The sequence below is a fragment of the Halorubrum sp. BV1 genome, from assembly GCF_000746205.1.
In the GTDB taxonomy this organism is placed as follows: Archaea; Halobacteriota; Halobacteria; order Halobacteriales; family Haloferacaceae; genus Halorubrum.
The window spans coordinates 717,254-740,151 of the sequence record NZ_JQKV01000002.1 but is presented as its reverse complement, the minus strand read 5'-3'; the positions used below and the strand labels follow the sequence as shown (position 1 = coordinate 740,151).

General features: G+C 69.1%; 20 protein-coding genes. 11 read left to right on the top strand and 9 right to left on the bottom strand.

The window, feature by feature from the left end:
* Positions 1-40 precede the first annotated feature (40 nt).
* Positions 41-331, bottom strand: a complete 291-nt coding sequence (gene eif1A / locus EP28_RS08265) for a translation initiation factor eIF-1A (protein WP_049983521.1) — start codon at positions 329-331, stop codon at positions 41-43.
* Between the two features lie 150 nt (positions 332-481).
* Between eif1A and EP28_RS08260 the strand changes: the two genes are divergently transcribed.
* The 4 genes from EP28_RS08260 to EP28_RS08245 all read left to right on the top strand — a co-directional run bounded on the left by EP28_RS08260 (position 482) and on the right by EP28_RS08245 (position 3,278).
* Positions 482-727 (top strand): DUF8151 family protein, encoded by a 246-nt coding sequence (locus EP28_RS08260; RefSeq protein WP_049983520.1) that lies wholly within the window; start codon positions 482-484, stop codon positions 725-727.
* A gap of 62 nt (positions 728-789) precedes the next feature.
* Entirely contained in the window at positions 790-1,383 is a 594-nt protein-coding gene (locus tag EP28_RS08255; RefSeq protein WP_049983519.1) for a class I SAM-dependent methyltransferase, read from the top strand.
* A gap of 74 nt (positions 1,384-1,457) precedes the next feature.
* Complete coding sequence (locus tag EP28_RS08250; protein ID WP_049983518.1) at positions 1,458-1,781, top strand: BolA family protein; 324 nt, start codon at positions 1,458-1,460, stop codon at positions 1,779-1,781.
* Between the two features lie 87 nt (positions 1,782-1,868).
* Positions 1,869-3,278 (top strand): class II fumarate hydratase, encoded by a 1,410-nt coding sequence (locus EP28_RS08245; RefSeq protein WP_049983517.1) that lies wholly within the window; start codon positions 1,869-1,871, stop codon positions 3,276-3,278.
* Between the two features lie 79 nt (positions 3,279-3,357).
* Here EP28_RS08245 and EP28_RS08240 read toward each other — a convergent pair whose 3' ends face one another.
* Positions 3,358-4,686 (bottom strand): cytochrome P450, encoded by a 1,329-nt coding sequence (locus EP28_RS08240; protein WP_049983516.1) that lies wholly within the window; start codon positions 4,684-4,686, stop codon positions 3,358-3,360.
* Positions 4,687-4,835: 149 nt separating this feature from the next.
* Between EP28_RS08240 and sucC the strand changes: the two genes are divergently transcribed.
* From sucC to EP28_RS08215, 5 genes are all read left to right on the top strand, one after another.
* Positions 4,836-5,981 (top strand): ADP-forming succinate--CoA ligase subunit beta, encoded by a 1,146-nt coding sequence (gene sucC, locus EP28_RS08235; protein WP_049983515.1) that lies wholly within the window; start codon positions 4,836-4,838, stop codon positions 5,979-5,981.
* On the top strand, positions 5,978-6,847 hold the full coding sequence (sucD, locus tag EP28_RS08230) for a succinate--CoA ligase subunit alpha (protein ID WP_049983514.1): 870 nt from the start codon (positions 5,978-5,980) through the stop codon (positions 6,845-6,847). Before sucC ends, sucD begins: the two co-directional genes overlap by 4 nt.
* A 97-nt stretch (positions 6,848-6,944) precedes the next feature.
* Positions 6,945-9,440 carry a GAF domain-containing protein gene (locus tag EP28_RS08225; protein WP_080506087.1) on the top strand — a complete coding sequence of 832 codons (2,496 nt, stop codon included), beginning with the start codon at positions 6,945-6,947 and terminating at the stop codon, positions 9,438-9,440.
* 179 nt (positions 9,441-9,619) lie between these two features.
* On the top strand, positions 9,620-9,928 hold the full coding sequence (locus EP28_RS08220; RefSeq protein WP_049983513.1) for a helix-turn-helix domain-containing protein: 309 nt from the start codon (positions 9,620-9,622) through the stop codon (positions 9,926-9,928).
* 58 nt (positions 9,929-9,986) lie between these two features.
* Positions 9,987-11,288 (top strand): tRNA (N(6)-L-threonylcarbamoyladenosine(37)-C(2))-methylthiotransferase, encoded by a 1,302-nt coding sequence (locus EP28_RS08215; RefSeq protein ID WP_049983512.1) that lies wholly within the window; start codon positions 9,987-9,989, stop codon positions 11,286-11,288.
* A 20-nt stretch (positions 11,289-11,308) separates the two neighbouring features.
* On the opposite strand, the gene EP28_RS08210 is transcribed toward EP28_RS08215, so the two are convergent.
* Positions 11,309-13,339 carry a MutS-related protein gene (locus tag EP28_RS08210; RefSeq protein WP_049983511.1) on the bottom strand — a complete coding sequence of 677 codons (2,031 nt, stop codon included), beginning with the start codon at positions 13,337-13,339 and terminating at the stop codon, positions 11,309-11,311.
* A 147-nt stretch (positions 13,340-13,486) separates the two neighbouring features.
* Between EP28_RS08210 and larE the strand changes: the two genes are divergently transcribed.
* A complete protein-coding gene (gene larE / locus EP28_RS08205) occupies positions 13,487-14,446 on the top strand; it encodes an ATP-dependent sacrificial sulfur transferase LarE (protein ID WP_049983510.1) in 960 nt (319 codons plus the stop codon).
* Between the two features lie 87 nt (positions 14,447-14,533).
* Complete coding sequence (locus EP28_RS08200) at positions 14,534-14,737, top strand: hypothetical protein (RefSeq protein WP_049983509.1); 204 nt, start codon at positions 14,534-14,536, stop codon at positions 14,735-14,737.
* 37 nt (positions 14,738-14,774) lie between these two features.
* On the opposite strand, the gene EP28_RS08195 is transcribed toward EP28_RS08200, so the two are convergent.
* The 6 genes from EP28_RS08195 to EP28_RS08170 all read right to left on the bottom strand — a co-directional run bounded on the left by EP28_RS08195 (position 14,775) and on the right by EP28_RS08170 (position 22,862).
* Positions 14,775-15,146, bottom strand: a complete 372-nt coding sequence (locus tag EP28_RS08195; RefSeq protein ID WP_049983508.1) for a DUF7126 family protein — start codon at positions 15,144-15,146, stop codon at positions 14,775-14,777.
* The gene (guaA, locus tag EP28_RS08190; RefSeq protein ID WP_049983507.1) at positions 15,146-16,063 is read right to left on the bottom strand and encodes a glutamine-hydrolyzing GMP synthase; all 918 of its coding nucleotides are present in this window, start codon (positions 16,061-16,063) and stop codon (positions 15,146-15,148) included. The genes EP28_RS08195 and guaA overlap by 1 nt, the downstream gene beginning before the upstream one ends.
* Complete coding sequence (locus tag EP28_RS08185) at positions 16,064-17,719, bottom strand: CTP synthase (protein WP_049983506.1); 1,656 nt, start codon at positions 17,717-17,719, stop codon at positions 16,064-16,066.
* 84 nt (positions 17,720-17,803) lie between these two features.
* A complete protein-coding gene (locus tag EP28_RS08180; RefSeq protein ID WP_049983505.1) occupies positions 17,804-19,069 on the bottom strand; it encodes an outer membrane protein assembly factor BamB family protein in 1,266 nt (421 codons plus the stop codon).
* Positions 19,070-19,197: 128 nt separating this feature from the next.
* Positions 19,198-20,811, bottom strand: a complete 1,614-nt coding sequence (locus tag EP28_RS08175) for a hydantoinase B/oxoprolinase family protein (protein WP_049983504.1) — start codon at positions 20,809-20,811, stop codon at positions 19,198-19,200.
* Entirely contained in the window at positions 20,808-22,862 is a 2,055-nt protein-coding gene (locus EP28_RS08170) for a hydantoinase/oxoprolinase family protein (protein ID WP_049983503.1), read from the bottom strand. The genes EP28_RS08175 and EP28_RS08170 overlap by 4 nt, the downstream gene beginning before the upstream one ends.
* Between the last annotated feature and the right edge of the window lie 36 nt (positions 22,863-22,898).

The following is a 22,898-nucleotide window of genomic DNA, read 5'->3' as shown; positions in this document are numbered from 1 at the left end:
AAACGTCGTTAGCAACTCGCTGCGGTCGCGGCGGCGGAGATCACTGCAGGTGACCTTCCTCGCGGAGCTGTTCGGCCTCGCTCTTCTCGTAGCGCCACGAGATGTCGGCCTTCTCGTCCTGCCAGTCCCACGGCTCGACGAGCACGATGTCGTCCTCGCGGATCCAGACGCGCTTTTGCATTCTCCCCGGAATGCGCGCGGTCCGCTCCGTGCCGTCCGCACAGCGGACTCTGACGCGGTTCGCGCCGAGCATCTCTATGACCTCCGCGAACACCTCGTCGTCGTCGGGCATCCGGAGGTCGTTCCGACCGTCGCCGTCTCCGTTGCTCATGCGTACGCGGTGATACGCGCTCACGAAAATAAAAGGGCCGCTCTCCGTCGCCGAAGCCGACGGCGTTCTCCTTCCAGCGTGGCGTTCGCGGCTCATCCACTATCCCGTCGGTCCAAAAGAGTCATATTGCGCCGCCGCCGTCGGTGGAGCATGGTCGAAGTACCCGCCGCCGCGGTCGAGATCGCTGAACTCGTCGCCGTCACCCTCGGTGCCGGGGGGGCGGCCGCAGGTGGCGTCGTCCTCGAACAGTTCGGACTCTCGGCGGTCACGGCCGGCGACCTCGTGCTCGGCGCGTGGGGGATCGCGATGGGTCTTCTCGCGCTGTACGTCGGCGTCGTCGGACTCGGCTACGAGCAGGCGCTGCCGCGGCTGCGTCGGCTCGCGTCCGGGGAGTGAGTCGTTCGCCGAGCTGTTTCGCTCCGGAACACATAACACAGACATCCTCGCTATCGTCCGGTATGGAACGATTCCAGAACACCGGACAGCCGGACTGGGACTGGTGGGGTCGGCTCTGGCCGACGCCGGCGGACACGCTCCGTCGGCTCGGCCTCGAACGAGGCGACCGCACGGCCGAGATCGGCTGTGGCAACGGCTACTTTGCGCTGCCGGCCGCGCGGATCGTCGACCCCGCACCGGTGTACGCCGTCGACCTCGATGAGACTCTTCTCGACGAACTCGCGGCTCTCGCGGCCGAACAGGGGATAGACGCCGTCGTTCCGATCCGGGGGGATGCCCGCGAACTCGGATCGCATCTCCCGGAGCCGGTCGACGTCGCGTTGCTCGCAAACGCGTTCCACGGGATCGACGACCGCGACGCCTTCCTCGCGGCCGTGAGCGATGCGCTCGCGCCCGACGGTCGGTTCGTCGTGGTCAACTGGCGGACGCTCCCCCGAGCGGAGACGACGGTCGGCGGAGAGCCGCGCGGCCCGCCGACCGACCTCCGGATCGGTCCCGCAGAGACGCGACGCGTCATCGAGTCGGCGACCGACTTCCGGCTCGACCGCGAGGTCGACCTCCCGCCGTATCACTACGGCCTCGTGTTTGAGCGCTAGGCGACCGGGGCGAAGCCGGTCGGCACGCTGGACCCATGCGGTCGCTTTTTGCCCGCCGGGACCCGAAACCGACCATGACCATCGATCCGGCAGCGGTCGAAGACCTCATCGAGTCGAACGTCGCGGACGCCGTCGCTCGCGTCACCAATCCGCGTATCCACGACGACGAGGATGAGGACGCGCACTTCGCCGCCCTCGTCGTCTCGCCCGCCTTCGAGGGCGAGTCGCTCGTCGACCAACACCAGCGCGTGTACGACGCCGTCGGCGACCACATGACGCGTTCGGTCCACGCGCTGGAGATAAAGACGTACACGCCCGACGCCTACGCGGAACACGGCGACGGAAGCCTTGACGCCGACCTCCGCGACGCGGGGCTGTTCCCGGTCGACGAGGCCTGAACCGATCCATGGTAGCCGCTCTCCCGTGCCGTGAGAACGGTGAGCGGTTTCAGTAGCTTTTACCCGGTCTCGCGGGAAGCCGCAGGCATGGGCGAAGACTACCGCACGGAGGAGGACAGCCTCGGCGAGATGCAGGTCCCGGCCGACGCCTATTGGGGCGCACAGACCCAGCGGGCCGTCGAGAACTTCCCTGTCTCCGGGATTCCGATGAGCCGGCGGTTCATCCGCGGGCTCGGTGTCGTCAAGAAGGCGGCCGCGCAGGCGAACCGCGACCTCGGACTGCTGGAGGAGGACACCGCGGAGGCGATCGTCGCCGCCGCGGACGAGGTGATCGCGGGCGAGCACGACGACCAGTTCCCGGTCGACGTGTTCCAGACCGGCTCCGGCACCTCATCGAACATGAACGCCAACGAGGTGATCGCGAACCGCGCGGCCGAGATCGCGGGCGCGGAGATCGGCGACCGCGTCGTCCACCCGAACGACCACGTCAACTACGGCCAGTCGTCGAACGACGTGATCCCGACGGCGATGCACGTCGCCTCGCTCGAAGCCGTCGAGAAGGACCTGGTACCCGCCCTCGAAACGCTTCACGCCGAGCTGGAAGCCAAGGAGGCGGAGTTCGACGGCGTGGTCAAGACCGGACGCACGCACCTGCAAGACGCCACGCCGATCCGGCTCGGTCAGGAGTTCGGCGGCTACCGCACGCAGGTCGCGAAGGGAATAGAGCGCGCCGAGGCGGTGCAGTCGAACCTGCGCGAACTCGCGCTGGGCGGTACCGCCGTCGGGACGGGGCTCAACACCCATCCCGAGTTCCCCGGGCTCGCCGCTGAGTACATCTCCGAGGAGACGGGGACGACGTTCCGCGAGGCCGAGAACCACTTCGAGGCGCAGGCGGCCCACGACGCGATGGCGGAGGCACACGGCGCGCTCCGCACGATCGCCGGGAGCATGAACAAGATGGCAAACGACCTCCGGCTGCTCGCGTCGGGTCCGCGAAACGGCCTCGGCGAGATCGAACAGCCGGAGAACCAGCCCGGCTCGTCGATCATGCCCGGCAAGATCAACCCGGTCGTCGCCGAGTCGGTCAACCAGGTCCACAAGCAGGTGGTCGGTAACGACGCCGCCGTCTCGGCCGGCGCGGCCCGCGGCGAGATCGATTTGAACCTCTACAAGCCGGTGATCGCGCACAACTTCCTCGAATCCGCCGAGCTTCTCTCGAACGCCGCGGCGACGTTCGGCGAGCGGTTCGTCGCGAAGCTGGAGGCCAACGAGGAGCACTGCGAGACCCGCGTCGAGCAGTCGATGGCGCTCGCGACCGCGCTAAATCCCGCGATCGGCTATGACAAGGCCTCGAAGGTGGCGAAGACCGCGCTGAAAGAGGGCAAGAGCGTCCGCGAGGCCGCCGTCGACGCCGGCTACCTCACCGAGGAGGAGGCGGACGACGTGCTCGACCCCGAGGCGATGACCCACCGCGTCATCCTCGGCGACGACGACTGAACTGAGCGAACGGACGAGACGGCCCTCCGCGAGCCGCACCGATTCCGGACGTGGATCAGAGGCGGGAGGGCGACGCTCGCTACCGCCGGCCGACTCGCAGTTTCACCGGCCCGTCCGGACGGAGCGTGATCGACGGCGACAGCGACAGCTCGTCGGTCACGGCCTCGAACTCCCAGTCCCGCGCGATCGTGGCGAGCGCCAGCCGCATCTCCTGTTTGGCGAAGTTCTCACCGATGCAGCGCCGAGGCCCGCCGCCGAACGGGAAGTACGCGAACCGCGGGAGCGACTCGCGGAACGCCTCGTCCCACCGCTCCGGTCGGAACGCCTCGGGCCGCTCGTAAAACCGGGGGTCGCGGTGGATCACCCACTGCGGTGCCGTCACGACGACCCCGTCGTCGAGTTCGTAGCCGCCGATCTCGACCGGCTCGGTGGCCTCCCGTATCACGCTCTGTACCGGCGGGTAAACGCGCATTCCCTCTCTGAGCGTCCGCTTCGTGTACGACAGCTCCGCTGTGACGTCCGTCGACAGCGGACCGCGACCCGCCGTCTCGTCGAGTTCGGCACCGAGCCGGTCTGCCTGTTCCGGGTTCGTCGCCAGCAGGTAGAGGGTGTACGTCAGCGCGAGCGCGGTCGTCTCGTGGCCCGCCAAAAGCAGCGTCACGACCTCGTCTCGTATCTGTTCGTCGTCGAGGCCGTCCGCGTTCGGTTTCGCTCGCAGGAGCCGAGAGACCACGTCGTCTCCGCTCCCGTCGTGCGACTCGACTATCTCCGTCGCGATCTCGGTGAGCGTCGAGAGTGCGCGCTTGTACCGTCGGTTGCCGGGGGTGGGAACGCTATCGGGTATCTCGATCGGCCGTTCGAGCCGCTTTTCAGACCGGTCCATCACCGCTTCGAGGGCGTCGGAGATGTTGGCCTCGTACTTCCGAATGTCGGCGTCGAAAAGCGTCTTCGCCGCGATCTCGACGGTGAGTTGCATCATGTCCGCGTGGACGTCTCGCACCGTGTCGTCGCGCCAGTCGTCCAGCAGCCGCTCCGTGTGTTCGACTATCACCGGCGCGTACTCCGCGAGCGCCTCCGGGTGGAAGGCCGGCTCCATCCGGTGACGCTGCTCGCGCCAGAACTCCCCCTCGCTTATCAACAGTCCGTTGCCGATGACGGGGTTGAGAATCCGTCGGTACTCCTCGCCTTTGTCGAACCTGTCGTTTTCGTGGACGAGCACCTGCTCGACGAGTTCCGGGTCGCTCAGCTGGTAGAACACCCGACCGCCGAGCGCGTAGCGGGCGATCGGTCCGTACTCGCGCGCGACCTCCTCGTAGAACGACAGTGGATCCGACGCGAACTGGCGAGCGTTTCCCACTACCGGAAGGCCCGACGGCCCCGGCGGTTCCCCACTTCGTTCCGTTCCCATACGCTCGTGCAAGGGGCGTGCTGTATACCTCTTTCCCCGTCAGCAGGGGCACCGTTCGAGAGCGGAGTCGCCTCGGCCCCCGCGTCGGCCGGCCGTTCGTGAGCCGGATCGGAACCATTTAAGCCGCCGTCGGTACCGATCCCACACGGATGAAACTTCACGAACATCAAGCGAAGACTATCTTCGCGGATGCCGGGATCCCGGTGCCGGAGTCCCGGCTCGCGACGACCGTCGAGGAGGCGCTCGACGCGGTCGACGAGATCGGCTACCCGGCCGCGATCAAGGCGCAGGTCCACGTCGGCGGCCGCGGGAAGGCGGGGGGAATCAAGATCGCGACCGACCGAGACGAGGCCGAGCAGTACGCCGAGGAGATCCTCGGTATGGATCTGAAGGGCTACACCGTCGATTCGGTCCTCGTCGAGGCGGGCGTCGACTTCGTCGACGAGCTCTACGTCGGCGTCACCATGGACCGCGGCGAGGGCGAACCCGTCCTGATGGTCTCGACCGAGGGCGGCGTGGACATAGAGGAGGTCGCGGCGGAGACCCCCGACGCGATCGCCCGCGAGCACGTCGACCCCGCGTTCGGCCTTCACCCGTATCAGGCCCGCAAGGTCGTCTACGAGGCCGGCGTCGACGCCGACGTCGCGCTCGACGTGGCGTCGATCCTCTCGACGCTGTACGACCTCTACGAGGCGAACGACGCCTCGGAGATCGAGGTCAACCCCGTCATGATCACGGGCGACCGCGACGTGGTCGCCGCCGACGCGGTCATGAACATCGACGAGGACGCGCTGTTCCGACAGCCCGACCTGTCCGAGATGGCAGAGGAGTCCTACGAGGACGACTTAGAGCGGAAGGCCGGCGAGTACGGCTTCGATTACGTCCGCCTCTCGGGCAACGTCGGTATCATCGGCAACGGGGCCGGACTCGTGATGACGACGCTCGATCTGGTCGACTACTACGGCGGCTCGCCCGCCAACTTCCTCGATATCGGGGGCGGCGCGAAAGCAGAGCGCGTCACGCAGGCGCTCGACATGGTCTTTTCTGACCCCAACGTCGACGCCGTCGTGTTCAACATCTTCGGCGGGATCACCCGCGGCGACGAGGTCGCCAAAGGGATCAACGAGGCGCTCGCCGAGTTCGACGAGATCCCGAAGAAGGTCGTCGTCCGGCTCGCCGGCACGAACGCCGCGGAGGGGATGGAGATCTTAAACACCGACCTGATCGAAGTCGAGGAGACGCTGGAGGACGCCGTCCAGCGCGCGGTGCAGAACGCGGAGGAGGTGACCCAATGAGCATTTTCGTCGACGACGACACCAGAGTGGTCGTACAGGGAATCACCGGCGGGGAAGGCAAGTTCCACGCCGGCCAGATGATCGAGTACGGCACCAACGTCGTCGCCGGCGCAGTGCCGGGCAAGGGCGGCCAGGAGGTCGACGGCGTCCCCGTCTACGACACCGTCGACGAGGCCGTTGAGGCCGAAGACGCGGACGCGTCCGTCATCTTCGTGCCGCCCGCGTTCGCGGGCGACGCCATCTTCGAGTCGCTCGACACCGATCTCGACCTCGCGGTCGCGATCACCGAGGGGATTCCGACCCAAGATATGGCGAAGGTGAACAAGCGCCTGAGCGAGGTCGAAACCCGCCTCATCGGCCCGAACTGTCCGGGGATCATCACGCCCGGCGAGGCGAAGCTCGGCATCCTCCCCGGCAACATCTTCAGCGAGGGCCGCGTCGGGCTCGTCTCCCGGTCCGGAACGCTGACCTACCAGGTCGTCGACAACCTCACCGAGCGCGGGCTCGGCCAGTCGACCGCGATCGGCATCGGCGGCGACCCGATCATCGGCACCTCCTTCATCGACGCGCTCGACGCGTTCGAGTCCGACCCAGCGACCGACGCGGTCGTGATGTGCGGTGAGATCGGCGGCGAGGACGAAGAGCAGGCCGCGAAGTTCATCGGCGAGCACATGGACACGCCGGTCGCCGGCTTCATCGCCGGCCGCACTGCGCCCCCGGGCAAGCGGATGGGCCACGCGGGCGCTATCGTCTCCGGCTCCGGCACGGGCACGGCCCAGTCGAAGATCGACGCGCTCAACGATGCGGGTGTCCCCGTCGGCGACACCCCCGAGGAAGTCGCAGACCACGTCGAGGACTTCCTGTAGCGCGCCGCCGGGCGGCCGAAACGTCCGTTTTCGACCGATTCTCAATACTGGTCTCCGGGGCGAAAAAATAAAACAGCACATGATGTCTGTAGATCGCATGAACCCCGGATCCGGCGGCGGCCGCGACGGACCGAACGGTGAGTTCGGGATCGGGCCGGGGCAATCCGGACGCGACACGGACCGCGGACCGCCGCCCGGAGACGACGGCCGGTGTCGGATCCTCGTCGTCGACGACGAGCCGGGTGCCGCCGACCTCGCCGCCGTCCACGTCGACCGCCTCGTCGACGGCGTCGAGACCGTCGCTCGCACGGACCCGGAAGCGGCGCTTGGCGTCGTGCGCGACGAGTGCGTCGACTGTGTCGTCAGCGACTACAACATGCCGGAGCTGGACGGACTCGAACTGCTGGAGGCCGTCCGGTCGATCGATTCCGACCTCCCGTTCGTGCTCTTCACCGGCAGGGGATCGGAGGGGATCGCGAGCGAGGCGATCTCAGCCGGCGTCACGGACTACCTCCAGAAGGGGGTCGGACGCGACCGGTACGAGGTGCTCGCGAACAGCGTCGCGAACGCTCTCGACCGCCGCCGCGCCGAGCGAGACCTCCGGGAAGTGAACGCGAAGGTCACGGCGATACACGGGTTCGCGAGTGACCTCACGTCGGTCCACGACACGACCGAGGTGTTCGAGCGGGTCGTCGACGCGGTCGAGGAGATCCTCGATTTCGACCGCTGCGTCACGGCTCGTCTGGAGGGGGATCGGCTCCGCCCCGCCGCGCGGTCGGAGCGCGCCGACCCGGACGAGATCGCGGCGTTCGAGCCCGCAGAGCGCGTTCGGACGGGAGACGCCGACCGCGGAGTGGAGACGCCGGCGGACGTCGAGGGCGTCGAGACGTGGGTCGACGTCGAGGAGCGATCGGTTATCCGGGTCCCGATCGGCTCAGAGGGCGTGTTTTACGCGGTCGCGGCAGACTGCGACGCCTTCGACGCTCGCGACGTCGAGTTCGCCGAACTGGTGGCCGCACACGCGGCCGACGCCATCGAACAGATCGAGACGGAAGACGAGCTCCGAGGCGAACGCGACAGGCTGAGCGCGCTCTTCGACGACCTGCCGCTGCCGGCCGCGCGGACGGTGAGTCGACCCGGTGCCGGTCGGCGGCTGGAAGCCACGAACGACGCGTTCGAGGCAACGTTCGGATACGCCGCGAGCGACCGCGGCTATCAGGCGATCTGCGATGCGATCGTCCCGGACGACGCAGACGGAGTCGATCTCGCCGGCGTCGCGGACGGCGGGACCGCCTCGCGAGTCGAGGTTCGCCGCCACACGACCGAAGGAGTTCGGGACTTCATCCTACACGTAATCCCCGTCGAGCGTCCGAGGGAGACGGTCGTCTACACCGTCTACGCGGACATCGGCGAACAGAAACGAGTCGAACGGATCCTCCGGAGGCTCCACGAGACGACCCGGACGATGCTCCGCGGTGACGACTGCGAGGCGATAGCGGAGATCGCCACCCGCGCGGCGATCGACATCCTCGAGTTCCCGAGCAGCGGCGTTCGGCTGTACGACGACGACCGAGACGCCCTGTTGCCGACGGCGCTCAGCGCGGAGGCGCGGGCGTCGCTCGGCGACCGCCCCGCGTTCGGACCGGGCGACGGGATCATCTGGGAGGCGTTCGAGCGAGGCGAACCGATCGCCGTCGACGACCTCGACGCGACGGAGACCGTCATCGAGTACGGCGACCTCCGAAGCATCCTCGTCGTTCCCCTCGGTGACCACGGCGTGATGCCGCTCGGCTCCGACGAGGCGGGGTTTTTCGACGACACGGCGGTCCAGTTGGCGCGCGTCTTGGGAGCGAACGTGACGGTCGCACTCGATCGAGCCGACCGGACGAGACAGCTCAGAGAGCGCGACGACGACCTGAAACGGGAGGTCGAGCGCCTCGAGAAGTTCGCCGGACTCGTCTCTCACGACCTCCGAAACCCGCTCAACGTCGCCACGGGGCGAGTCGAACTCGCTTGTGAGCGCGTCGACGACGCCGACGCGCTCGCGAACCTCGACAAGGCTACAGACGCACACGACCGCATGGAAGAGCTCATCGACGACCTCCTGGCGCTGGCGCGACAGGGACGGACCGTCGACGATCCCGAGCCCGTCTCGTTGGCCGCGGCGGCCGAGCGCGCGTGGCGCACCGTCGACACCACGAGAGCGACGCTCGACGTGCGCGACGGCGACGCCGCGATCGAGGCCGACCCGGAGCGCCTCCGAACGCTGTTCGAGAACCTGTTTACGAACAGCGTCGAACACGGACTCGACCACGGCGACGCCTCGGCGACGCCGGCACGGGCCGATTCGACTGGAACCGACTGCCTCTCCGTCACCGTGGGATCGCTCCCGGACGGGTTCTACGTCGCGGACGACGGCACCGGCTTCGATATCGATCCCGAGGCGGCGGTCGAGTACGGCACGTCCGACAACCCCGGGGGGACGGGCTTCGGGCTCGCGATCGTCCGCGAGATCGCGGCGGCGCACGGATGGGAGTTCGCGATCGACGAGGCCGCGTCCGGCGCGCGCTTCGAGTTTGTATCGAGCGGCTAGGTGTTCGACGTTCGGGACGTCGTTCGGCGTTTGGGACGTCGTTCGGCGTTCAGAATTCGGCCGGCGAGAGACCGTGTGGGTCTCCCGCGATCCGCGACCGTATATAAACAATTCGTGGACGTGTGGGGGTCGCGCACACCCGGACCACGATTATGACCGACTCGCCCGTGTGCGTGTACATGGACGAAGGTACCCGCGAACTGCTCTCGCCGCTCCCGCCGAGCGCCAAGCTCGTCTACTACGTCCTCGAAGCCGAGGGCCGCTTCGACCAGACGGGGCTCGCGGAGGAGACTCGGCTCTCGACGCGCACGGTCCGGTTCGCGGTCGAGAAGCTGATCGACGTCGGCCTCGTCGAAGAGGGGTTCTGTCCCACCGACGCGCGCCGGTCGGTGTACGAGGCGGTCGACGCGGCCGAGGCGAGCGATCCGGGATCCGCGGGCGACCCCGACGTGGAGGCCCCGACGGCGACCGCGGTCGCCGAGGACTGATCCGATCTCCGCCGATCCGTCGCGCTTTTGCCCGCGGGACGGGTAACGTGCGTACTCGATGGCGACGTATCACATCGAAACCTACGGCTGTAGCTCGAACCGAGGCGAGAGCCGAGAGATCGAGCGGGCGCTCCGAGACGGCGGCCACCGCCCCGCAGCGAGCCCCGAGGACGCAGACGTCGCCATCCTCAACACCTGCACGGTCGTCGAGAAGACGGAGCAGAACATGCTGCGCCGAGCGGAGGAACTGGCCGAAGAGACCACGGACCTCGTCGTCACCGGCTGTATGGCGCTCGCGCAGGGCGACCTGTTCGAGGCGGCCGGACTCGACGCGGAGATCCTCCACTGGGACGAGGTCCCGTCGTACGCGCTCAACGGCGAGTGTCCGACGACCACGCCCGACGCAGAACCCGTCTTAGACGGCGTCGTCGGCATCCTGCCCATCGCGCGCGGCTGCATGAGCAACTGCTCGTACTGCATCACGAAGTTCGCGACCGGCCGCGTCGACTCGCCGCCCGTCGAGGAGAACGTCGAGAAGGCCCGAGAGCTGGTTCACGCCGGCGCAAAGGAGATCCGCGTCACGGGACAAGACACCGGCGTCTACGGCTGGGACACGGGCGACCGAAAGCTCCCGGAGCTGCTCGATCGGATCTGCGACATCGACGGCGAGTTCCGGGTTCGACTCGGGATGGCGAACCCCGGCGGGATCCACGGGATCCACGAGGAACTCGCCGACGTGTTCGCCGACAACCCGAAGCTGTACGACTTCATCCACGCCCCGGTCCAGTCCGGCTCCGACGACGTGCTCGAAGACATGCGCCGGCAACACCGCGTCGACAAGTTCCGCGAAGTCGTCGCGGCGTTCGACGACCGGCTCGACCACTGGACGCTCTCGACCGACTTCATCGTCGGCTTCCCCACCGAGGACGACGCCGACCACGAGCAGTCGATGGACCTGCTCCGAGAGGTCCGCCCCGAGAAGATCAACGTCACCCGCTTCTCAAAGCGCCCCGGCACCGACGCCGCGGACATGAAGGGGCTCGGGGGCACGGTGAAAAAGGAGCGCTCGAAGGCGATGTCGGCGCTGAAGATGACGGTCGTCGGCGAGGCGTACGAGTCGATGGTCGGCGACGAGTTCGAGGTGCTCGTCGTCGAGGAGGGGACCGGCGACTCGGTGAAGTGCCGCGACAGCGCCTACAGACAGATAATCGTCCAGAATGCGACGGAACGCGGCGTCGCGGTCGGCGACGTCCTGACCGTGACCGTGACCGGACACAACACGGTGTACGCGTTCGGCGACCCGGTCGACGGCGACCGCTCCGCCGACGATGCGGCGGAGCACCCCCGGACGACGGCATAGCTTTGCTCCCTCCTCGTCGCTCAGAACTTCTCTAACAGATCGTCGTAGAACTCGCCGCCGCGGTCGCCGGCGAGCTTCTCGACGATGAGCTCCGGCGTCGAGCGCGCGAGGTGTCCCTTCTTCGGCGAGCGGTTCACACGGAGTTCGCCGTCGACGAGCCCGGCCGCTTCGATGCCGTCGACGGCGACCGCGAAGTCGGCGGCGTCGCGGATCTCGCGGGCCAAGTGCGAGACGAACACCGCGGTCGCGTGCTGGTCGTCGAGCGCCTCCAAGATGCCGGCGATGATCTTCGCGGACGCGCCCGGCTCCGTGATCGACTCCAGTTCGTCGACCAAGACGAGCCGGCCGTCCGCGCCCTCGACGAGGTCGCCGAAGTCCCGGAGCGTGGCCTCGAACGCGCCGGCGTCGAGAGTGCCCTGCGATTTGGCGTAGTAGTGGATCTCTTCGCAGCGCTCGACGGTTGCCGACTCGGCGGGCACGGGAAGCCCCATCTGCGCGAGCACGACGACGAGCGCGACCAAATCTAGGGTGGAGGTCTTCCCGCCGGAGTTGACCCCGGACAGGAGCGTCGCGCCCGAGACCCCGTAGTCGATCGGCTCGACGTCGTCGAACGCGACGTCGAGAAGCGGCGAGCGCCCGCCCTCGATCCGGAAGCCGCCGTCCGTCGCGTCTTCCGAACCGCCGCTCGATTCGGGGTCGACGACCGCGGGCATCACGCAGTCGAAGTCGCTCGCAAACCGCGCGATCGCGAGTTCCACGTCGAGTTCGAGCGCGTCGCGCACCAGCGTTTCGACCGGCTCTCTGAGATCGCCGAGGTCGGCCGCGAGGTCGGCTTTCAGGCGGGCGGCCCGCCGGTCGCGGGCGGCGGCGAGTTCGGTTCGGAGCCGCGAGACCGCGTCCTCGTCGTGTTCGACCGGGAACGACGGCTCGCCGTCGAAGATCGGCTCTGCGAGCTCGGCCTCCTCGGGCGCTAACCGGAGGGCGTCCGCGAGGTGCTCGCGGGCGGCGGCTATCGCCTCGTCGTACTCGTCGGCCAGCTCGCGGTCCAGAAGGGAGTCGACGCGCGCGCCCTGCTCGACGAGAGAGAGGAAGTCCGTCCCCTCGATAGTCACGTCGCGCTCGCGGATCGCCTCGCGCAGGCGGTCGTCGGCGACGGACGCTGCCGTCGACACCGCCGCGTCGAGATCGTCGACCGCGTCGGAGAGCCGCGCGAGTTCCTCGTCCCCGACTATCGTCCCGTCGTCGTCGAGCCGCGCGAGCGCGTCCCGGAGCCGGTCGAGGTCGACGGCGGGGCCGTCCACGGTTATCGGGTCGTCGGCCGCCGCGGCCGCCTCGTGGACCGCGGCGGCCGCCTCCAGCCGCTCGCGGTTCGTCGCGAAGAAGGCGAGCAACCGCTCGGGGACCGTCTCGGCGGGGGTCTCCAACGCGTCCGGCCGGACCTTGACGTCGCCCTCCACGTCGAGGCCGGCGAACGCCTCGTCTGTCACGATCACCGTCGCGTACGACCGCGCGAGTTCGGAGATATCTCGGGCGTCTTCGACCGTTTCGACCGACAGTTCGGGGACCGCGCGCTCGGCGCGCGCGAGCGTCTCGGCGTCGGCGGTCGCGAGACAGCGGTCGCGGACGCGCACGGTCGGCGGGTCCGAGAGCGGTTCGACGCCGGCGAGCGCGTCGCGGACGTCGGGGTCGGGGTCGCGCTCCGTCGCCGCGGCCGCGAGCGACTGCGCCTCCGCGATCCGCGAGGCCGACGCGCTCGGGTAAAACGTCTCCAGCCGCTTCGCGGCGTAGTCGGTGACGGTGCGCTCGCGCAGCAGGTCGATCGCCGAGCGGTACACCTCGCGGGCGCGGTCGGTCGCGAGTACGCGCCCCGTGTCGCCGTGTCGTCGTCGGATCGCGCCGCGGGCGATCCGCGCCGCGCGGGCCTCGTTGACGCCCGGCGCGCGAGCGATGGCGGCCACGTCGCCGGACTCGACGGTCTCGACAGGGTCGTCGAGCTCCGACAGCGCCGCCGCCGTCTTCGCGCCGACGCCGGGGATCGCCTCCAACTCCATCTACCCGCGGATATCGCGGCAACGCTCTAAAGCGTGTGGGTCGGGACGGTCGCGGACCGGAGCGGTCCGCTTGCACGCCTGCGGCCGGTCGCCGTCTGTCCCGCCCCGGCCGACGCGTTTTTTCCCGCAGACTGCGAACCCGGGGTCATGAGTCAGCACACCCTCGCCGCCGGCGACGACCTCCCGGCGGAGACGGCGGCGAAGGCGGCGGCCGCCCGCGACGCGCTCGCCGCCCGCGACGGCGTCCTCGTCGCCTTCTCCGGCGGCGTCGACTCCGCCGTGGTCGCGGCGCTCGCCCACGAGGCCCTCGGCGACGACGCCGTCGCCTGCACCGCCCGAAGCGAGACGCTCCCGGCCGCGGAGCTGGCGGACGCGGAGCGGGTCGCGACGGAGATCGGCATCCGCCACGAGACGGTGACCTTCTCCGAGCTCGACGACCCGAACTTCGTCGCCAACGACGGCGACCGGTGTTACCACTGCCGGACGATGCGGCTCGGGCGGATGTACGAGACGGCCACGGACCTCGGCATCGACACCGTCTGTGACGGCACCAACGCGGACGACCCGGGCGAGGGGCACCGCCCCGGGCTGCGAGCGGTCGAGGAGTTGGACGTGTTCTCGCCGCTTCTCGACGCGGCCATCACGAAGGCGGAGGTCAGAGAAATCGCAGACGCGTACGACCTCTCCGTGGCCGAGAAACCCTCGATGGCGTGTCTCTCCTCGCGGATCCCGACCGGACTGGAGGTGACCGAGGCGCGGCTGACACGCGTGGAGACGGCGGAGCGGATCCTTCGCGAGTGGGGCTTCGAACAGTTCCGCGTGCGCGACCACGACGGGCTCGCGCGCGTCGAGATCGCGCCCGACGAACTGGAGCGCGCCCTCGATCCCGCCTTCGCCGAGGCCGTCCACGAGCACCTCTCCGACGTCGGCTTCGAGTACGTCACGCTCGACATGGCCGGCTACCGGACCGGAAGCGTGAGTCCGGGCGGAAACGCGGACGCGGACGGTGACGAGGACGTATCGCCCGGCGACGACGAGGAGGACGCAGCCACCGACACCGCGGACGGTCCTGATGACCTCGACATCGGTCGGACGTACCCGCGCTGAGGATCGGGCGGTCCACGGACGGGACCCGTTATCACCGGAGAGAACCTGACGCGAACGTTTATACCGGATGTTGGCACAGTTACAGCTATGAGCGAGGCGCAGACGCTCGCGATCATTGCGGGCGGCGTCGGGGGTGCCGTCGGTGCGTTCGTGGGCGTCGCCGTCGGCGGAAGCGCGCTCTCGGTGGCGGTGACGACCAGCGTCGTCGCGCTCCTGATCGGCGTGGGAGTGATAGCGAGCGCGGTGATCGCCGGCGATGTGGAGTTTCTCGCGGACGTAGACGGTGAGTAAGGAGGGACCCGAAACCGCACGCGGCGAGTCCGGCCGGCTACGAGTCGTCTGCGGCCGCGTCGTGCGTCAGTTCCTCGGCGACCATCTCTGCGTCCATGAGCGCCGGGTCGACGGCGAGGTCGGCGACGCCGGCGACGAACTCCGGCAGCGACCGCTCCGCGTACGTCACGGCGAGGACGTCGGGGTTGATCTCTTTGGCGACCGGGATGCCGGTCGCCTCCTCGACGTCGGTCAAGACGACGTACGCGGCCTCGTCGATCCCGGCGTCGCGGAGCGTCTCGGCGCTGACGAGTCCCTCGATTCGGCGGACCGTCACGCCGCAGTCTGTCAGTTCGTCTCCGAGTCCGTGCGGGTCTGGACCGGCGACGATGGCGATCCGACCGTCGGACCGGGAGGAGGTCCCCGCCATCACTCGTACTCGATCGTCGCCGGGGGCTTGTGCGTCACGTCGTAGACGACGCGCGCGACGTTCTCGTTTTCGCCCGTGATCCGGCTCTGAATGCGCTGGAGCGTGCTCCAGTCGATCTCCTGTGCGCGGGCGGTCATCCCGTCGCGGCTCTCCACCGAGCGCACGGCGACGACCCAGCCGTGGACGCGGTTGTCGCCCTTGACTCCCGTGGCCTTCCCGAGGACGGCGGCGAACGCCTGCCACGGGTCGTACTCCTCTAACTCCTCCTCGACGACGTGGGTCGCCTCGCGGGCGACGGCGGCCTTCTCCGGCGTGACCTCGCCGACGATCCGGACGGCGAGCCCGGGACCGGGAAACGGCATCCGCTCGGAGATGATCTCCTCTAGGCCGAGCGCGCGGGCGACCTCGCGCACCTCGTCTTTGTAGAGGTCGCGCACCGGCTCGACTATCCCCTCGAAGTCGACGACCTCGGGGAGGCCGCCCACGTTGTGGTGTGATTTAATGTTCCCCTCCGATTCGATCCGGTCGGGATAGATCGTTCCCTGCACGAGGTAGTCGGCGTCCACGTCGCGCGCGACCGTCTCGAACTCGTCGATGAACCCCTCGCCGATGACGTGGCGCTTCTCCTCGGGGTCGGTGACGCCGGCGAGTCGGTCGAAGAAGCGGTCTTGCGCCTCGATGACCCGCAGCGACTCCATAAACGAGAACGTGTCGCGGATCTCCGCGGTCTCGCCTTTTCGCATCAGTCCGGTATCGACGTACACCGGCGTGAGCTGGTCGCCGACCGCCTCGTACGCAAGCGTCGCCGCGACCGACGAGTCGACCCCGCCCGATAAGGCGATCACGGCGTTGGCGTCGCCGATCGCCTCCCGAATCTCCGCTTTCGCCTCCGCGATGAACTCCTCCGTCTCGACCATCTATAGCCTCACGTCCGCGTTCCGCTCGGTTGTGTCCGTCGATCCCAGCGCGGCCTCAACCAGCGCGACGAACGGCGGGCTCGCGCGGTCCGGGCGGGACCGGAACTCGGGGTGCGCCTGCGTCCCGAAAAAGAACGGGTGGTTCTCGCGCTCGACGATCTCCATCCGGTTGTCGGCGCGTCCGGAGAAGACCAGGCCCTCGGTCTCGAGATCGTCGATGTACTCGGGATTCACCTCGTAGCGGTGGCGGTGACGCTCGGTACAGGAGTCCGCGTCGTACACTCGCGCCGCGAGCGTGTCGGGTTCGATGTCGGTCTCGTGTGCGCCGAGCCGCATCGTCCCGCCCATGTCCTCCGTCTCGTACTGCTCGGGGAGCAGATCGATGACCGGGTGCGGCGTGTCGGGGTCGATCTCCGCGGAGTGTGCGCCGTCGAGACCGAGCACGTTGCGCGCGTGCTCGACGACCGCCATCTGGAAGCCTAAACAGAGTCCGAGGAACGGGACGTCGTTCTCGCGGGCGTACCGGACCGCCTCGATCTTCCCGTCCGTGCCGCGGGAGCCGAAGCCGCCGGGGACGACGACGGCGTCCGCGCTCGCGAGCCGCTTTTCGTGCTCCGCGCGCGTCTCGTCGGCGTCGACCCACAGCACGTTCACCTCCGTCTCCGTCTGGATGCCGGCGTGCTTCAGTGCCTCGTGGATGGACATGTACGCGTCCTCTAAGGCGTACTTGCCGACGAGCGCCACGTCGATCGCGCGGTCGCGATCGCGGGTGACGAGCTCTCGCCACTCCGTCGAGCGGTCGGCCTTCGGCAGCGCCTCGTCGGCGATGCCGAGCCGCTCCATCACGTACTCGTCTAACCCTTCGTCTTCGACCATCAAGGGAACATGATAGATGTCCTCGACGTCGGGATTCGAGAAGACGGCGTCGGTGGGCACGTCACAGAACAGGGCGATCTTCTCTTTCGTCTCCGGATCCAGTCGGTCCTCGGAGCGCCCGACGAGGATGTCCGGCTGGAGGCCGATCGAGCGAAGCTCTTTCACCGAGTGCTGGGTCGGTTTCGTCTTCTGCTCGCCGTTCTTCGAGTAGGGGACTAAGGTGACGTGCGTAAAGAGGATATCCTCGTCGTCCTCCTCGTGGGCGAACTGGCGGAGGGCTTCGAGGAAGGGCATGGACTCGATGTCGCCGACGGTGCCGCCGATCTCGATGAGACAGACGTCGCTCCCCTCGGCTGCCTCGCGGATGCGTCGCTTGATGTCGTCGGTGACGTGCGGGATGATCTGGACGGTCTTGCCGAGGTAGTCGCCGGCGCGCTCGCGCTCGATGACGTGCTGGTAGGTCTTCCCCGTGGTGACGTTGTGGTCGAACGTCATGTCGGTTCCGAGGAACCGCTCGTAGTTGCCCAGATCGAGGTCGACCTCGCCGCCGTCTTTGAGGACGTACACCTCGCCGTGCTCGTAGGGGTTCATCGTCCCGGCGTCGACGTTGAGGTACGGGTCGACCTTCACCGCGGTGACGTCGAAGCCGGCGTTCGCGAGCAGTCGCCCGGTGCTGGCGGCGGTGATCCCCTTACCCAGCCCGGACATGACGCCGCCGGTGACGAACATGAACTTCCGACCCAGAGACGGGTCGTACCCTGTGTCAGGATCCGTTGGCATATCGACCGTCCGTCAGGCCCCGGCAAAACCGTTTCGGACCCTCCGTTTCGGGTGGACGTTCGTGTCGTTTTCTCCCGTCCCGACTCAGACGCCGACCAGCTTGTAGCACATCCCGGCCTCGTCCGTGTCCTCCGGCGCGCGTTCCGTGTAGTAGATCGCGTCGTCGGTGACGAGCGGCGCGCTCGTCACGTCGCCGCGCCCTTCGATCGACCACGTCACCGAGCCGTCAGCGCGGTCGAGCGCGTAGAGGGTCGCGTCGTACGAGCCGACGAGGACGTGATCGGTCGTCGCGACCGCGCTCCCGGTGATCCAGCCGTCCGTCGGCGTCGACCACAGCTCCTCGCCGGACGCGAGATCGAGCGCGTAACAGTTGCCGTCGTGGCTGCCCACGTACACCGTGTCGTCGCGGACCGCGGGCGCGCACATGACGTAGCCGCCGGTCTCGAACTCCCAGATCTGCGAGCCGTCCTCGACGTCGACCGCGGTGACCGTTTCCGCCCACGACGGGACGACGGCGATGCCGCGGCTGATCGCTATCGGGGCCTTCGAGTCGCCGCCGGTGTCGTACCGCCACACGCGCTCGCGGTCCGAGAGCGACCACGCGTAACAGTAGCCGTCGTTCGACCCGAACAGGAACCGGTCGCGGTCGACGTCGATCGCGACCGTCGAGTGCGGGTGGTCGGTCGGCCGGCGGTCGCGCCACTCGACCTCGCCGCTCTCGGCGTCCATCACGACGACGCTCCCGCTCGGCGTCGGGTGCTCGACGGCGACGTACAGCTTCCCCTCGTAGTAGGTCGGACTGGCGGCGGCGGAGCCGCCGACCGTGGTCTGCCAGTCTATCTCGCCGCTCTCGACCGCCACCGCCGAGACGACGCCGTCGTAGGTGCCCACGTACGCCATGCCATCGGCTATCGCGGGCGTCCCGTGGCTGCCGCGGTCGTCATCGGAGATCGAGGTCGACCAGTTCGTCTCGCCGTCCGGCGAGAGCGACTGAACCCGGCCCGTGTCGTCGGCAACGAGGATCGCGCCGCTCGGTGCCCGCATCGGACTGCCCTTCGAGGCGGTGTGGTCGCCGCGGTTGGCCGGGACGGCCCAGTCGACCTCGACGCGGTCCGGTATCGTCGCGTCGACGGTCCCCGCGTTCCGCAGCCCCCGACGAAACTGCGTCGTGAGTCCGTCGGGCGACTCGGGACGGCTCGACAGGTCGATCCCGTCGCCGGGCGCGTCGGTCCCGTCGGCGGGGCCGACGTCGGGCGAGCCTGTGTCTCGGAGGGCGCTACAGCCGGCGAGTCCCGCGAGGCCGACGCCGCCGGCGGCGCGGAGCCAGCCGCGGCGCGTGAGTTCGGGCATGGACGGTGATTCGAGGGGGGAGATAAAAATCCACCTCGGTCGACTCGGCGGCGCGACGTCTCGATGTGCGAGTCGGGCGGGGTCACCGCGCCAGCGTCGTCGTCACCGATCGGCGAGTCTCTCGTCGGTCATTCGCCGTTTTCGTCGCGCCGGCCACCGACTTTTCCGTCGCGTCGATCCCGCTTTTTTGCCGCCGGGTCGCGCTCGTCCGGGTCGCCGTGTCCGCCGCCGCCGGGCGTTCGGACCGAGACGGTCGATCCGGCCGCGACGTCGATTGAGACCTTCGCGGGCACGGGATCGCCGTCGACGAGGTTCGCCCCGGTCGCCCCGTCCTCGCCGCCGTCGAGCCCCGCGGGGGCGGTCCGCCGCCGCTCAGTCAGCAGCGACACGGTGGCGTCGGTCTCGACGGTGACGGTCCGTTCGAGCCCAAGTCCGCCGCGGTGTCGGCCGTCGCCGCCGCTTCCCGGGCGCAGCGCGTACCGCTCGACCCGGAGCGGGTACTCGGCTTCTAACGCCTCGACCGGCGTGTTGAGCGTGTTCGTCATTCCGACCTGCACGCCGTCCATGCCGTCTTTGTCGTGGCGGGCTCCGAAACCCCCGCCGATCGTCTCGTAGTAGGTGAACTCGCCCGAACGGTCGCCGATGATGAGGTTGTTCATCGTCCCCTGTCCGCCGGCCGGTACCGCGTCGGGAACGGCCGCGGCGAGCGCCGCGAGCGTCACGTCCATGACGCGCTGGCTGGTCTCGACGTTGCCGCCGACGACCGCGGCCGGCGGGTCCGGGTCGAGGACCGACCCCTCGGGAACCGACACCGACACCGGCTCGTAACACCCGTGGTTCGGCGGGATGTCCGGGTCGGTCACCGCGCGGACGACGAAGTAGACCGCGCTCTTCGCGACGGACAGCGGCGCGTTGAGGTTGCCGTCGACCTGGTCCGCCGTTCCGGCGAAGTCGACGTCGAGTGCGCTCCCGTCGACGGTGACGGTCACCGCGATCGGCACGTCGTCGTCCGTCACGCCGTCGCCTTCGAGGATGTCACGCGCGCGGTACGTGCCGTCCGGGAGCGCCGCAAGTTCGGTTTCGACGCGCTCGCGGGAGTAGTCGATGACGGCGTCGAACGCGTCGAGAAGCGTCGAGCCGTGCTCGTCGAGCAGCTCGCCGATCCGCGCTTCGGCGCGGTCGTTCGCCGCGCGCTGCGCACGGAGGTCGGCCGTGCGCTCGTCCGGCGTCCGGACGTTGGCGCGGATCAGATCGTACACCGCCTCGTTCGGCTCGCCGCCGTCGACGAGCCGGACCGCGGGCAGCCGTACCCCCTCCTCGTATATCTCCCGTGCGCCCGGCGGCATGCTCCCCGGCGCGCTGCCGCCCACGTCGGCGTGGTGCGCCCGCGACACCGCGAACCCGATCACCTCGCCGCGGGGCGCGATAGTCGAGACCAGCGTGATGTCCGGGAGATGGGTTCCGCCCGCAAAGGGGTCGTTGACGACGAAGACGTCTCCCGGTTTCGGGTCCTCGTCGAGGACGACGCCGACCGCGTCGGGCATCGCGCCGAGGTGAACCGGGATGTGTTCGGCCTGCGCGACCATCCGGCCGGCCGCGTCGAAAATCGCCGTCGAGCAGTCCTGCCGCTCCTTGATGTTCGGCGAGTACGCCCCCCGGATGAGCACATGGCCCATCTCGGCCGCGACGCCTTCCAGTTGGTTTCGGAGTATTTCGAGAGTCACCGGGTCGACGTCGCTCACGCGTCGCTCACCTCCGCGATCAGCGCGCCGTCGTCGCGCACCGTCACGTTCCACCCCGGCGGGACGACGACCGTGCTCTCGTCGCCCTCGACGACCGCGGGACCGTCGATCGGCGGCCGGGGCGTGGACGACTCGCTTCCGTCCCGCGGCGACAGCCGACCCCGGTCGTACACGGGTGTCTCGCGGACCTCGCCCGCGAAGGCCGCCTCTCGAGTGTCAGTCAGCGGGTCGCCGTCGGCCGCGAACGCGACCGGCGGCGCGTCCCGCGTTATCGTTGCCGTCGCCCGACAGTTCACCAACTCGACCGGCTCGTCGGCGCGGTAACCGTACGCCGACTCGTGAGCCGCCGCGAACCGCTCGCGGGCGTCCGCGGCGTCGAACGGCGGGTCGACGTCCACGGTGAGTTCGAAGCTCTGGCCGGCATATCTGAGATCTGCGGCGTGACGCAGGGTCGCCGCGTCGCGGTCGCTGACCTCGTCCAGCAGCTCTGCGCGCAGATCCTCGTACACGGCGTCGATGTCGTCGGGATCGACCGCGGCGAGCGGGCGCTGATACGTCCGAACCGCGTCGCGCTTCTCGTCTGCGGCGAGCAGCCCGTACGCCGACAAGACGCCCGAGGCGCGGGGGACTACGACCCGGTCGACGTCGAGGTCGTCCGCGATCGCGAGCGCGTGCATCGGTCCCGCACCGCCGAACGCGACGAGGTCGAGCGCTCGCGGATCGTGGCCTCGCTCGACGGTCACGGATCGGATCGCCCGGGTCATGTCTGCGGTGGCGACGCGGTAGACGCCGCGCGCGGCGGCCAGCGGACCGTTCAGTCCCGCCTCGTCGGCGAGCGCCGCGAGCGCGTCGCGGGCGGCGGTCGCGTCGAGCGACAGCTCCCCGCCGAGACTGGTGTTCTCCCCGATGTAGCCCAACACGAGGGTCGCGTCGGTGACGGTCGGCTTCGTTCCTCCGTTCCCATAGCAGGCGGGACCGGGGTCGCTCCCGGCCGAGTGCGGGCCGATGCGGAGCGCTCCGCCGGCGTCGACCCACGCGATCGACCCCCCGCCGGCCCCGACAGTTTCGACGTCGACCATCGGCGTTCCGATGGGTCGGTCGTCGATCGCGCCCGTCGTGGTCCGCTCCACGTCGCCGTCGCGGACGAGGCTCACGTCGCTCGACGTGCCGCCCATGTCGAGGGTGACGAGCCCCGGGCTATCGTCGGGTCGACTCGGGTCGGCCTCGCCGCGCTCGCCGGTCGCCATCGCGCTCGCGCCGACGACGCCCGCGGCGGGTCCAGAGAGCACGGTCGTCACCGCGTTCCGCCTGACGGTTTCGGCGTCCGTGAGCCCGCCGTTCGCCTGCATGATCCGTGGCTGCGGCACGCCGATCGCTTTCGCGCGCTCCGTGAGCCGGCCGACGTAGCGGTCGATCGCCGGCCGCACGTACGCGTCGACGACCGTCGTCGAGGTGCGCTCGTACTCGCGGAACTCCGCGAGCACCTCGTGGGAGGCCGACACGGGCACGTCGAGTTCCGCCCGGAGCTGCTCCGCGACCCGCCGCTCGTTCTCCGGGTGCGCGTACGCGTGCAGAAGCGAGACGGCGACCGAGTCGGCGTCGCTCTCGCGTATCTCCGCGGCGAGCGCGCGCACCTCGTCGGCGTCGACCGGTCGCTCGATCCCGTCGGTCGTCGCCCGCTCGTCCACCTCGAACCGGCGGCGTCTGGGAACGAGCGGCGTCGGCTTCTCGGCGTCGAGGTCGTACAGGGACGGCCGGTCCTGTCGGCCGATCTCTAGCACGTCTCTGAACCCCGCCGTGGTGACGAGCGCCGTCCGCGCGCCGTCGCCTTCGAGGAGCGCGTTGACGGAGACGGTCATCGCGTGTGAGAACTCTTCCACGCGCTCCGGGTCGACGTCCGCCTCCGCGCAGGCCTTGGTTATCCCGGCGATCACGCCCTCGCTCTGGTCCGCGGTGGTCGGCACCTTCGCGGTGACGAGCGCGCCGTCGAGCGACAGCGCCACGTCGGTGAACGTCCCGCCGACGTCGACGCCGATCCGACGCGTCACCACCTAGATCACCTCGGCTCCGTCGACCTGCGGGATCGG